General features: G+C 65.4%; 12 protein-coding genes. 6 read left to right on the top strand and 6 right to left on the bottom strand.

Features of this window, described 5'->3' with window-relative positions:
* Positions 1-8: 8 nt before the first annotated feature.
* The 5 genes from accC to purH all read left to right on the top strand — a co-directional run bounded on the left by accC (position 9) and on the right by purH (position 5,472).
* On the top strand, positions 9-1,349 hold the full coding sequence (accC, locus tag HOP53_RS06590; protein WP_234269264.1) for an acetyl-CoA carboxylase biotin carboxylase subunit: 1,341 nt from the start codon (positions 9-11) through the stop codon (positions 1,347-1,349).
* An 80-nt stretch (positions 1,350-1,429) separates the two neighbouring features.
* A complete protein-coding gene (prmA, locus tag HOP53_RS06595) occupies positions 1,430-2,344 on the top strand; it encodes a 50S ribosomal protein L11 methyltransferase (protein WP_234269265.1) in 915 nt (304 codons plus the stop codon).
* A 96-nt stretch (positions 2,345-2,440) separates the two neighbouring features.
* Positions 2,441-3,484, top strand: coding sequence for a tRNA dihydrouridine synthase DusB (gene dusB, locus HOP53_RS06600; RefSeq protein WP_234269266.1), 1,044 nt, complete (start codon positions 2,441-2,443; stop codon positions 3,482-3,484).
* Positions 3,481-3,819 (top strand): DNA-binding transcriptional regulator Fis, encoded by a 339-nt coding sequence (gene fis, locus HOP53_RS06605; protein WP_234269267.1) that lies wholly within the window; start codon positions 3,481-3,483, stop codon positions 3,817-3,819. Before dusB ends, fis begins: the two co-directional genes overlap by 4 nt.
* Before the next feature lie 72 nt (positions 3,820-3,891).
* On the top strand, positions 3,892-5,472 hold the full coding sequence (gene purH, locus HOP53_RS06610; RefSeq protein WP_234269268.1) for a bifunctional phosphoribosylaminoimidazolecarboxamide formyltransferase/IMP cyclohydrolase: 1,581 nt from the start codon (positions 3,892-3,894) through the stop codon (positions 5,470-5,472).
* Between the two features lie 157 nt (positions 5,473-5,629).
* Here purH and HOP53_RS06615 read toward each other — a convergent pair whose 3' ends face one another.
* From HOP53_RS06615 to folE, 4 genes are all read right to left on the bottom strand, one after another.
* The gene (locus HOP53_RS06615; protein ID WP_234269269.1) at positions 5,630-7,087 is read right to left on the bottom strand and encodes an NAD-dependent succinate-semialdehyde dehydrogenase; all 1,458 of its coding nucleotides are present in this window, start codon (positions 7,085-7,087) and stop codon (positions 5,630-5,632) included.
* A 69-nt stretch (positions 7,088-7,156) separates the two neighbouring features.
* On the bottom strand, positions 7,157-7,474 hold the full coding sequence (locus HOP53_RS06620; RefSeq protein WP_234269270.1) for a hypothetical protein: 318 nt from the start codon (positions 7,472-7,474) through the stop codon (positions 7,157-7,159).
* A 95-nt stretch (positions 7,475-7,569) separates the two neighbouring features.
* Positions 7,570-7,980, bottom strand: coding sequence for a dihydroneopterin triphosphate 2'-epimerase (folX, locus tag HOP53_RS06625; RefSeq protein WP_234269271.1), 411 nt, complete (start codon positions 7,978-7,980; stop codon positions 7,570-7,572).
* A gap of 44 nt (positions 7,981-8,024) precedes the next feature.
* Positions 8,025-8,582, bottom strand: a complete 558-nt coding sequence (folE, locus tag HOP53_RS06630; protein WP_234269272.1) for a GTP cyclohydrolase I FolE — start codon at positions 8,580-8,582, stop codon at positions 8,025-8,027.
* Between the two features lie 271 nt (positions 8,583-8,853).
* Here folE and HOP53_RS06635 point away from each other — a divergent pair, with 271 nt between their 5' ends.
* Positions 8,854-9,417: a hypothetical protein gene (locus HOP53_RS06635; RefSeq protein WP_234269273.1), complete on the top strand. Its 564-nt coding sequence runs from the start codon at positions 8,854-8,856 to the stop codon at positions 9,415-9,417.
* Positions 9,418-9,506: 89 nt separating this feature from the next.
* Here HOP53_RS06635 and HOP53_RS06640 read toward each other — a convergent pair whose 3' ends face one another.
* Together HOP53_RS06640 and HOP53_RS06645 are read right to left on the bottom strand one after the other, a co-directional pair.
* Positions 9,507-10,493 (bottom strand): serine/threonine protein kinase, encoded by a 987-nt coding sequence (locus tag HOP53_RS06640; RefSeq protein WP_234269274.1) that lies wholly within the window; start codon positions 10,491-10,493, stop codon positions 9,507-9,509.
* A 268-nt stretch (positions 10,494-10,761) separates the two neighbouring features.
* Positions 10,762-11,499 (bottom strand): double zinc ribbon domain-containing protein, encoded by a 738-nt coding sequence (locus HOP53_RS06645; protein WP_234269275.1) that lies wholly within the window; start codon positions 11,497-11,499, stop codon positions 10,762-10,764.
* Positions 11,500-11,575 lie beyond the last annotated feature (76 nt).

Raw genomic sequence — 11,575 nt, forward strand, 5'->3', positions numbered from 1 at the left:
GACTCCCTATGCTGGACAAGGTTCTCATCGCCAACCGCGGCGAGATCGCCCTGCGAATTCTGCGTGCCTGCAAGGAGCTGGGCATCAAGACCGTCGCGGTACACTCGAAGGCCGATCGCGAGCTGATGCACGTTCGCCTGGCCGACGAGGCCGTATGCATCGGCCCGGCCCCCTCGGCGCAATCCTATCTCAACATTCCGGCCCTGATCAGCGCCGCGGAAGTCACTGACTCCAGCGCCATCCACCCCGGCTACGGCTTTCTCTCCGAGAACGCCAACTTCGCCGAGCAGGTGGAGCGCTCCGGCTTCGTCTTCATCGGGCCGCGTGCCGAGACCATCCGCCTGATGGGCGACAAGGTCAGCGCCATCGAGGCCATGAAGAAGGCCGGCGTCCCAACCGTACCCGGCTCCGACGGGCCGTTGGGCGACGACGAAGGCGACAACATGGCCATCGCCCGGCGCATCGGCTATCCGGTGATCATCAAGGCCGCTGCCGGCGGCGGTGGGCGCGGCATGCGCGTGGTTCACACCGAAGGCCATCTGCTCTCGGCGATCAACGTGACGCGCACCGAGGCCCACGCGGCCTTCGGCGACGGCACGGTGTACATGGAGAAGTTCCTCGAACGTCCGCGCCACGTCGAGGTGCAGGTGCTGGCCGACGGCCAGGGCAATGCCATTCACCTGTACGACCGCGACTGCTCGCTGCAGCGCCGCCACCAGAAGGTGCTGGAAGAAGCCCCGGCTCCGGGCATCGATCCGAAGGCCCGCGCCGAGGTACTCGAGGCGTGCCGCCAGGCCTGCCTCGAGATCAACTACCGCGGCGCCGGCACCTTCGAATTCCTCTACGAAGACGGCCGGTTCTTCTTCATCGAGATGAACACCCGCGTGCAGGTGGAGCACCCCGTCACCGAGATGGTGACCGGCGTGGACATCGTACGCGAGCAGCTGCGCATCGCCTCGGGCCTGCCGCTGTCGATCCGTCAGGAAGACGTCAAGCTCAACGGCCACGCCTTCGAGTGCCGCATCAACGCCGAGGATGCGCGCACCTTCATGCCCTCTCCCGGCAAGGTCACGCTCTACCACCCGCCAGGCGGCCTGGGCATTCGCATGGATTCGCACCTCTACACCGGCTATACCGTGCCACCCCACTACGACTCGCTGATCGGCAAGCTGATCACCTGGGGCGACAACCGTGAGATCGCGCTGACACGCATGCGCAACGGTCTCGACGAACTGCTGGTGGAAGGCATCAAGACCAACACCGACCTGCACAAGGACCTGGTCCGCGACGGCCACTTCCAGCAGGGCGGCGTCAACATTCACTACCTGGAGAAGAAGCTCGGCTCCTAGGAAGTTCGCTTCCCGGTCCGAACATCGCTCCCGGCGGGGTGGCCAAGGCCACCCCGTCTGCGTTAAGCACGGAGAATGCCATGCCCTGGCTGCAACTCAAGGCCTATGTCGCCCCGGAGCAGGCCGAGCTGCTCGAAGAGCTGCTACTGGCCGAAGGCGCCACCGCCATCACGCTGCAGGATGCCCACGACGACCCGGTGTTTGAGCCCGAGCGCGGCACCACCCCTTTGTGGAACGAAACGGTGCTGACGGGGCTCTACGACGATCTCGAAGGCCTCGAGGCCATGCTCGAGCGCCTTGCCGCCGCCTGGGCCGAGAGCATGCCCGACGAGCCCTGCCCGGTCATCGAGCACGAGCTGCTCGCCGACCGCGACTGGGAGCGCGAGTGGATGGAGGACTTCAAGCCCTTGCGCATGGGCCAGCGACTGTGGATCGTGCCCAGCTGGCACGAGCCGCCCGACCTCGACGCCGTCAACTTGCACCTGGACCCCGGCCTGGCCTTCGGCACCGGCACCCACCCCACCACGGCGCTGTGCCTCGAGTGGCTCGACGCGCTGGCACTCGAAGGTGGCCTCGACGGCATCGAGGTGCTCGACGTGGGCTGCGGTTCGGGCATCCTCGCTATCGCCGCGCTCAAGCTCGGTGCGGCAATGGCCACCGGCACCGACATAGACCCTCAGGCGCTACAGGCCAGCCGCGACAATGCCATACGCAACGACGTTGCCGAGCACGAGCTGACGCTGTGCTATCCCGAGCAGCTCGACGCCGGGCGCCGCTTCCCGCTGGTGGTGGCCAACATCCTGGCCGGCCCGCTGGTGGAGCTGGCGCCGACCATCGCCGGGCAGGTTGCGCCCGGCGGCCGCCTGGCGCTATCGGGGATTCTCGCAGGCCAGGCCGACGAAGTGCTCGACGCCTATCGTGAGCAGGGGCTGACGATGGATGAGCCCCAGATCCGCGAGGGCTGGGTCCGACTCAGCGGACGACGTCCGGCTTGAACCATGGGCCGCAGCCTCGATTGGCCACCATCGTCACCTTCACCCTGCCCCACCAGGGGCGTATGATATGCAGCCCCTGGTTCACTGAGCCGTCCCATGCCCGATAGTCGCCCACTGCCACAGATCGGTCGCCACCGCCTGCCCAACCGGGTCATCCTGGCTCCCATGGCCGGCGTCACCGATCGCCCGTTCCGCCAGCTCTGCCGCCGCCTGGGGGCCGGACTGGTGGTGGGCGAGATGGTCACCTCCGACCCGACACTGTGGAATACGCGCAAGTCGCGACAGCGCATGGACCATACCGGCGAGCCGGGGCCGCGTGCGGTGCAGATTGCCGGCGGCGACGCCGCCATGCTGGCCGAGGCCGCGCGACTGAACGCCGCACAGGGCGCCGAGATCATCGACATCAACATGGGCTGCCCGGCCAAGAAGGTGTGCAACAAGGCTGCCGGCTCGGCTCTGCTGCGCGACGAAGCCTTGGTGGCGGAGATCCTCGACGCCGTGGTAGCGGCGGTCGAAGTACCGGTGACGCTCAAGATCCGCACCGGCTGGTGTGCCGACAGCAACAACGGGGTGCGCGTGGCACGGCTGGCCGAAAGCGCCGGCATTCAGGCGCTGGCGGTACATGGCCGTCACCGTCAGCAGCGCTACCAGGGTGAAGCGGAATACGACACCATCGCCGCCATCAAGCAGGCGGTGCGCATCCCGGTCTTCGCCAACGGCGATATCGACTCTCCACGCAAGGCGGCCGAAGTTCTGGACTATACTGGTGCGGATGCGGTGATGGTCGGCCGCGGCGCCCAGGGCAACCCCTGGATTTTTCGCGAGATCGACCATTACCTGAACCACGGGCGCACTTGCCCGCCTCCCGACATGAATGAGCGCGCCGGGGTCCTGCGGGGCCATGTGCATGCCCTGCACGACTTCTACGGCGACTACATGGGGGTGCGCATTGCCCGCAAGCACCTGGGCTGGTATCTCGCTGCCGACCGCCGTTTCGACAGCGACCGGCAGCGCGAGCTGCGGGCAGCCTTCAATGCCCTGGAGCAGCCGAACGAACAGTATGACTTCATCGACGATCTGTTTTCCCTCGAGGGCGCAACCGGCCTCTCGTGGGCAACGAATGGAATCAGTGCCGCATGAACCGTGAAGTTTTCGACCCCAATGCCGATATGCCAGGCCTGGAGGGTAGCACTTTGACCGGCCTGCCCGAGCTCGGCGGCCTCACCACGCCACCCAGTACGCTTGGCGAGCAGCCGCTGCGCGAAGCCGTGAACGCCGCCATGCGACGCTATTTCGATCACCTGGACGGCGGTACCGTAACCGACCTCTACGCCATGGTCATGGCCGAGGTCGAGGCGCCGCTGCTGGCCAGCGTGCTGGAATACACCCAGGGCAACCAGACCCGCGCCGCCGAGATGCTCGGCCTCAACCGCGGCACCCTGCGCAAGAAGCTCAAGCAGCACGACCTCATCTGATACCACCGGGCTACGCTCCCGCGCACGGCCCGGCCCCTTACACCCACTACCGACAGAGAGTTGCACCGCACCATGGCCCAAGCCTCCCCCACCCCGGTACGCCGCGCCCTGATCAGCGTCTCTGACAAGACCGGCATCGTCGACTTCGCCCGCGGCCTTAGCGAACGCGGTGTCGAGCTGCTTTCGACCGGCGGCACCTTCCGCCTGCTGCAGGAGAACGGCATCGCCGTTACCGAGGTGTCCGAGCACACCGGCTTTCCCGAGATCATGGACGGCCGCGTCAAGACCCTGCACCCCAAGATCCATGGCGGCATCCTGGGTCGCCGCGGTCAGGACGACGCGGTGATGGCCGAGCACGGCATCGCGCCCATCGACATGGTGGTGGTCAACCTCTACCCCTTCGCCCAGACCGTCGCCAAGCCGGACTGCACCCTGGAAGACGCCATCGAGAACATCGACATCGGCGGCCCGACCATGGTTCGCGCCTGCGCCAAGAATCACGCCCACACCACCATCGTGGTGGATGCCGACGACTATGACCGCGTGCTGGCCGAGATTGACTCCCAAAGCGGCGCAGTAAGCCATGCCACCCGCTTCGACCTGGCAGTGAAGGCCTTCGAGCACACCGCCGGCTACGATGCCGCCATCGCCGACTACCTGGGCCAGCGCGTGCCCGGCGGCGAGGATGGCTTCCCGCGCACCTATAACGTCCAGTTCGTCAAGAAGCAGGCCATGCGCTACGGCGAGAACCCGCACCAGAGCGCGGCCTTCTACGTCGAAGCCGACGCCCGCGAGGCAAGCGTCGCTACCGCTCGTCAGCTGCAGGGCAAGGAACTCTCGTTCAACAACGTGGCCGACACCGACGCCGCCTTCGAGTGCGTCAAGAGCTTCACCGACACCGCCTGCGTGATCGTCAAGCACGCCAACCCCTGCGGCGTGGCGGTGGGTGCCTCGCCCCGTGAAGCCTACGACAAGGCCTTCTCCACCGACCCCACCAGCGCCTTCGGCGGCATCATCGCCTTCAACCGCCCGCTGGACGCCGAGACCGCCCGCGCCATCATCGACCGCCAGTTCGTCGAAGTGATCATCGCTCCCGGGGTCGAGGAAGCCGCCCTTGCCATCGTCACCGAGAAGCAGAACGTGCGCCTGCTCGACGTCGGCGACAACTGGCCCGGCGAGCGCGAGCATGCCCACGACTTCAAGCGCGTCACCGGCGGGCTGCTGGTACAGGACCGCGACCTCGGCATGGTCGGCCGCGACGAGCTGACCGTGGTGACTGAGCGAGTGCCCAGCGAGCAGGAGATGCGCGACCTGGCCTTTGCCTGGAAGGTGGCCAAGTACGTCAAGTCCAACGCCATCGTCTACGCCAAGGGCGGTCAGACCGTCGGCGTCGGCGCCGGCCAGATGAGCCGCGTCTACTCGGCCAAGATTGCCGGCATCAAGGCCGCCGACGAGGGCCTCTCCGTGCCCGGCTCGGTAATGGCCTCGGACGCCTTCTTCCCCTTCCGCGACGGCATCGACGCCGCTGCCGCGGCCGGTATCACCGCCGTGATCCAGCCCGGCGGCTCCATGCGTGACCAGGAAGTGATCGACGCCGCCAACGAAGCGGGCATCGCCATGGTATTTACCGGCATGCGCCACTTTAAGCATTAAAGACGCTGGATCTCGGTCATGCGTCGTTGAAAGTCGCCTAGCCTGACCATCGCTCAGCCGTCTTCTCAAGCAAGTCAGTTACGAAACCCCGTCGGCCAGGGCCGACGGGGTTTTCGTTTCTTGCAGCTTATGACTTTCGGCTCCGGGCGAAGTCCGGTCAGCCCAAATCGATACAGAGGTACTTGGTCTCGAGAAACTCCTCGATTCCCTGGTGGCCGCCCTCGCGGCCTAGGCCCGAGGCCTTGACCCCGCCGAACGGTGCCGCCGTGTTGGAGATGAGCCCTGTGTTGATACCCACCATGCCGTACTCCAGCGCATCGGCGACACGCCATACCCGACCCAGATCCCGCGAGTAGAAGTAGGAGGCGAGGCCGTACTGGGTGTCGTTGGCCATCTGCACGGCATCTTCCTCGTCCTCGAAGGGGAACACCGCTGCCAACGGACCGAAGGTCTCCTCGTGGGCGACCTTCATGTCGGCATTGGCGAAGCTGATCAACGTCGGCGAGAAGAAGTTGCCGCCGAGCGGATGGGGATTGCCACCCAGCAGCAGCTCCGCCCCCTTGTCGACGGCGTCGTGCACGTGCTCGCTTACCTTGGCTACCGCCTTGTCGTCGATCAGCGGACCGATGTTGATGTCCGGCTCGGTGCCGTCACCCACCTTCAGCTCGCTGTTCATCGCCACCGCCAGCTTTTCGCAGAAGGCGTTGATCACGCTGGACTGCACCAGGAAGCGATTGGTGCAGATGCAGGTCTGGCCGGCATTGCGGAACTTGGCCGCCATGGCCCCCTCGACGGCGGCATCCAGGTCGGCGTCCTCGAAGACGATGAACGGCGCATTGCCACCCAGCTCCAGCGAGATCTTCTGAATGTGACGAGAGGCCTGCGCCATCAGCTCGCGGCCCACCTCGGTGGAGCCGGTGAAAGTGATCTTGCGCACCAGCGGCGACTCGGTCATCGCCGAGGCGATCTCGCTGGCACGGCCCGGCACCACGTTGAAGACGCCGCGCGGGATACCGGCGCGCTCGGCCAGCAGCGCCAGCGCGGTAGCCGAGAACGGGGTCTGGCTGGCCGGCTTGATCACGATGGTGCAGCCGGCCGCCAGCGCCGCGCCGGCCTTGCGCGTGATCATCGCCGCCGGGAAGTTCCACGGCGTGATGGCACCGACCACCCCCACCGGCTGCTTGGTCACCACGATGCGCTGATTGGGCTTCGCCGCCGGGATGGTCTCGCCGTAGATGCGCCGCGCCTCTTCGGCGAACCAGCGCAGGAAACTCGCCGCATAGGCAATCTCGCCGGCAGCCTCCTTGAGCGGCTTGCCCTGCTCGTGGGTCATGATCATCGCCAGGTCGTCCTGATGCTCCATCATCAGGTCGTGCCACTTCAAGATGATGTCGGCCCGCTCCTGGGCGGTTAAGGCACGCCAACCGACCAGCGCCGCATCCGCTGCGGCGATGGCGCGCTCGGTCTCTGCCCGGCCCAGCCTCGGTACGGTACCGAAGGTCTCGCCGGTCGCCGGGTTGACCACTTCGATCTGTTCACCGCTGTCGGCAGCGACCCAACTGCCGTCGATATAGGCGAACGGACAGTAGAGCTGCGTTTCCTTCAGAGCTTCCATCTCGTTTCTCCTGGCCTCTACGGGCCTTGCTTCATTTGGCGTGGATGAATTCGTGCGCGCCCTGTCTCGTCATTCCGCCTCGATGGCGCGCGGCTCGGGGGCAGTGGCGGGAGCATCGTCCAGCACTGTGGGCTGGAGCATCGCCGTCAGTATGGCAAGTATCAGCACCAGTGCGATGGCCAGCCAGCAAAAAGCTCGGCCAATGTAGCGGTCGGGGTGGCGGCGGATCTGGCGCAGCCCCATCAAGGCGAAGATGGCGGCGGCAATGTTCAGTGGTGGCAGGCTGCCCTGCAACAGCAGAGCAAAGAGTGCCGTCACGATGGCGGTCAGAGCCCAGGGGGCATAGCGCCGCCGCGGCGACTCCGGGGCGGAGATGTCACGTTCCAACGTTGCGTCTCTCTCTTTCGGCTCAGCGTTACTGCCCCATGCTAAGCGCAAAGCCCCGCTGCGACCAACCCGAAGGCGGCATGCAAAGGTATTGGTCAGGGCCGGCGGCGCGGTTCTCGGCTGGCGGAGAGCGTAATGGAGACGGAGTCGGCAAAGCGCAGCGCATGAGGCTTGTCGATCTCCACCTGAGCGGTGAGCACCTCCTCATGGGACATGATCAGATCCAACACTTCACGGGTCATGCGCTCAAGCAACTGGAATCGGCCCTCCTCCACCAGGGCGATGACCTCCTTGGTGATGGTGCGATAGTTCAGCGCCTGCTCGATACGATTGAAAGCCACAGCCTTGTCGGCCCGGTAACGGATCACGGCATTGACCACTACGTCTTGACGATTGAGGATCTCCTCGTCCTTGATACCGATATAGGTACGCAGGCGCAGATTCTTGATGCGGATGGTCGCCAGGTCATGGTCGAGGTGCTGATCGTCCAGAGCGTGCAAAGGCATGGCATTGGCTCCTGTATGAGGAAGACCGCTAGGGCGCGGCGCGCTCAGCGCCCGGCGACCAGCATGAGAAACTCCTGACGTGTCGTCGGGTTGTCGCGGAAGGCGCCCAGCATCACCGAGGAGGACATGCTTGAGTTCTGCTTCTCCACGCCGCGCATCATCATGCACAGGTGGCGCGCCTCGATCACCACGCCGACCCCGCGGGCACCAGTGACCTGCTGTACGGCTTCGGCCACCTGTCGGGTGAGATTCTCCTGAATCTGCATGCGACGTGCATACATGTCGACGATACGCGCAAACTTGGACAGCCCCAGCACCTTGCCCCTGGGCAGGTAGGCGATGTGACACTTGCCGATGAACGGCAGCAGGTGGTGCTCGCACATCGAATAAAGCTCGATGTCCTTGATCAGCACCATCTCGTCGGTCTCGCTTTCGAACACGGCGCCGTTGACCAGCTCCTCGAGGGTCTGCGAGTAACCGCGGGTGAGGAACTGCATCGCCTTGGCGGCACGCTTGGGCGTATCGCGTAGACCCTCACGCTCGGGGTTTTCCCCCAATTCGAGAATGATCTGGCGATAGAAGTTGGCAAGCTCTTCGTTCATGGTCAGGCCCTGCGACTACTGGGTGGTACCGCTCGTTTCGCGATGGCCCGGCCATCGTCGCTGCTATTCAAAAAATATACAAAAATTATACTTTGTACAACTTTATCCGATCCTGCCGTCATTCTACCGTAACCCACAGTATCTCGCAGGCAGGTCGTCTGAAATTGCCCCGCTGCGACATTCGTGCCACTGCTGCGTAGCGCCGGCTATGGTAAAATGCCATGTATCGAAACTGCCGTAACGCGCAGCCTTGTCCCCGCGAGAGCACGATATGATCAAGATTTCGGATGCGATACTGACGGCCAGCGGAGTGGCCCTACTGCTGATGCCTCTGCATGCCTCGGCCGGCACCCTGTCTCTACCCAAAGATGCCACCATCGCGGTTCAGGCGGTCGACAGCCTGACCCTGGCTGGCGGGGAGACACGCCTGGACGACATTCTGCTGCGCCCCGCTGGCGCCGCTGCCGAAGCCAGCCATGAGCTGCCGGAATACTGCGTTCTCGTCGGCGATGCCCGTCAGGACGGCGATCGTCTGCGTATCACCACCAAGTCGTTGACCTGCATCGAGACGGATGGCGGCGACAGCGATATCTACAGCGGCACTCTCTCAGCCGCCGCATACGAGCTGGATGGCAGCTACGGGATCATGGCGTGTGACGGTGAGCGCTGCGAGCTGGATGCCGATCACGTGTTTCATCTCAAGCTGGCCAGCGCGCTGGAGGTCGAAGAGCAGGACAATCCCTCTGCCCGCATCAACGAGCAGCGCCGCCAGGCCGACGGTGCGGGTATTGCCAACCCGATTCCCGCCGAGCGCCCCGACCCCGACGACATGTAATTCTTCCTGGCGCACCCCGCTGGGGTGCGCAGGGCTCCCCTCGCAGCGCCAGTACCTAACTCTCCGAATAAACTCTCTCGAGCCAATCGTCAGGCCAGCCAGCGCGGCGCCTGCTTTAATGCCAGCCGCTGCTGCTCCAACTGGCGAATGTGCGCATCCCAGTAGCCGGCATCGGGCACCCACGGAAACGCCGGCGGAAAGGCCGGATCGTCCCAGCGGGCGACCAGCCAGGCACTGTGACGCATCAGGCGCAAGGTGCGCAGCGGCTCGATCAGCTTCAATTCACTGCGGTCGAACTCGCGCTGCTGCTCATAGCCCTCCAGCACCTCGGAGAGTTGCATCTGCCACTCCACCTCATGCTCGGCGGTGAACAGCATCCAGAGATCCTGAATGGCCGGCGCCATCAGGCAGTCGTCGAAGTCCACCAGCGCGAAGTGATCGTCACGGCCCAGCATGTTGCCGATATGGCAGTCGCCCTGTACGCGTATCGTCGTCTCCGGCTTCCAGGCGTAGGCCTGCAGCTCGGCATACAGTGCGTTGCTGATTCGCTCGTAAGCCTGGCGCTGGCGGCGATCGAGCCAAGGGGCGCCGAGCACCCGCTGCTGGGCCTCGCGCACCATGCCATCCAGATCGAGACTCACGCGATGGCGAAAGGCAGAGCGCTCGCCAATGGCGTGCACGGCGCCGATCAGCTCGCCCAGCGCATACAGGTGGGACGGATTCTCCAGCTCCGGCGCCTGCCCTGAGAGCTGCGGGAACAGCGCCAGCCGAAAGCCCTCGGCATGATGCAGACTCTGCCCCGCCGCGTTGCGCCAGGGCGCCGCCACGGCCACACCCTCTGCCACCAGCTCATCCAGGAAATCGTGCTCTTCCTGGATCTGGGCGTCCTGCCAGCGCTCGGGGCGATAGAACTTGGCCACCCAGCGCTGCCCCTCGTCGTCATGCAGCAGATACACCCGGTTCTCGTAGCTGTTGAGCGCGAAGGGCTCGCCGGGCAGCCAGAAGCCGAGCGACTCGACGGCGGCCACGACACGGGCGGGAGAAAGGCTGGCAAAAGGGTGCGGCGTGCTCTGCATGATCGTCACCGGTTGAAAAGAACCCCCTATCTTATCAGCCGGAGCCGACCTACCGTCTAAGGAAACGCTGAACAAATTAACGAGCGAGATGAAGCGCAAGGCGCACGGAGCACAGTACCGAGCGAAGCGACAAACAGCCGTAGGCTGGCCCCGAAGGGGTGAGAAACCGAAGGTTTCGAGTCAACCGGAGCCTATGGGGTATAGGTGAGGATTCCGCGCACCGCGCAACGCAGCGATTCGCTCGCGTAGGCATTTGTGCAGTGTTTTCCTACAGCGGTGTGCGCGCCAAGGCCCAGGCCTCCACCTCGCGGGCACCGGCGGCCAGGCAGGCCCGGGCCAGTGCATCCAGGGTGGCGCCGGTCGTCATGACATCGTCGAGCAGCGCCACCCGCTCGGGGAGCGCTCCGGTAATCACGAAGGCATCGCGCAGGTTGCCGAAGCGCTCGGTACGGTCCAGGCCGCGCTGCGAGGGGGTGTGATGGCGACGCTGCGCCCTGTAGAGCCGCAGGCCGTGGCGCGCCGCCAGACGCCTGGCCAGCCAGTCGGCCTGGTCGAAGCCGCGCTCCCGGGCGCGCTTGGGGTGCAGCGGCACCGGGATCAGCGCCTCGGGCCAGGTTAGCATGCGTTGTTCCAGCCCTAATTCGAAGAGTTCGAGCAGCACGGTGCCGGCCCGCGGCGAAGCATGAAACTTGAAGCGCTGCATCAACTGGGCCACTTCGCCCTGATAGCGCAACGGCACCCGCGAACGGACGAAGGCCGGCGGTCGGCTCAGGCAGTGGCCGCAGCGCTTTGCGGCCAAGGAGCCCGAGGGCTGCGGCTCGGCGCAGCTGGGACAGGCCGGCAGGTTCCACGGCAGCGCCTCGAAGCAGGCCGCGCACCAGGGGCGATCCGGCTCGGCCGGCGCCAGGCAGAAGCCGCAGCGGCCCGGCAGTGCACGGCGCAGGCCGAGATCGAGGCCGTGCCAGAGCGAACGCAGCCAGCCGACCGTCGTCTTCCCACCGGCCACTGCCTCTTCACTCGTCGCCTTATCTGAGACCAGGCCTGAGACTTGGCCTGGGACGGCTGTTTCCGGCGACGCCTCC

This window comes from Billgrantia ethanolica (genome assembly GCF_021404305.1).
Taxonomy (GTDB): Bacteria; Pseudomonadota; Gammaproteobacteria; order Pseudomonadales; family Halomonadaceae; genus Halomonas; species Halomonas ethanolica.

Excerpts from the sequence above, each read along its gene's own strand:
- accC (WP_234269264.1), top strand. The coding sequence starts at position 9 with ATGCTGGACAAGGTTCTCATCGCCAACCGCGGCGAGATCGCCCTGCGA.
- prmA (WP_234269265.1), top strand. The coding sequence starts at position 1,430 with ATGCCCTGGCTGCAACTCAAGGCCTATGTCGCCCCGGAGCAGGCCGAG.
- dusB (WP_234269266.1), top strand. The coding sequence starts at position 2,441 with ATGCCCGATAGTCGCCCACTGCCACAGATCGGTCGCCACCGCCTGCCC.
- fis (WP_234269267.1), top strand. The coding sequence starts at position 3,481 with ATGAACCGTGAAGTTTTCGACCCCAATGCCGATATGCCAGGCCTGGAG.
- purH (WP_234269268.1), top strand. The coding sequence starts at position 3,892 with ATGGCCCAAGCCTCCCCCACCCCGGTACGCCGCGCCCTGATCAGCGTC.
- HOP53_RS06615 (WP_234269269.1), bottom strand. The coding sequence starts at position 7,087 with ATGGAAGCTCTGAAGGAAACGCAGCTCTACTGTCCGTTCGCCTATATC.
- folX (WP_234269271.1), bottom strand. The coding sequence starts at position 7,980 with ATGCCTTTGCACGCTCTGGACGATCAGCACCTCGACCATGACCTGGCG.
- folE (WP_234269272.1), bottom strand. The coding sequence starts at position 8,582 with ATGAACGAAGAGCTTGCCAACTTCTATCGCCAGATCATTCTCGAATTG.
- HOP53_RS06635 (WP_234269273.1), top strand. The coding sequence starts at position 8,854 with ATGATCAAGATTTCGGATGCGATACTGACGGCCAGCGGAGTGGCCCTA.
- HOP53_RS06640 (WP_234269274.1), bottom strand. The coding sequence starts at position 10,493 with ATGCAGAGCACGCCGCACCCTTTTGCCAGCCTTTCTCCCGCCCGTGTC.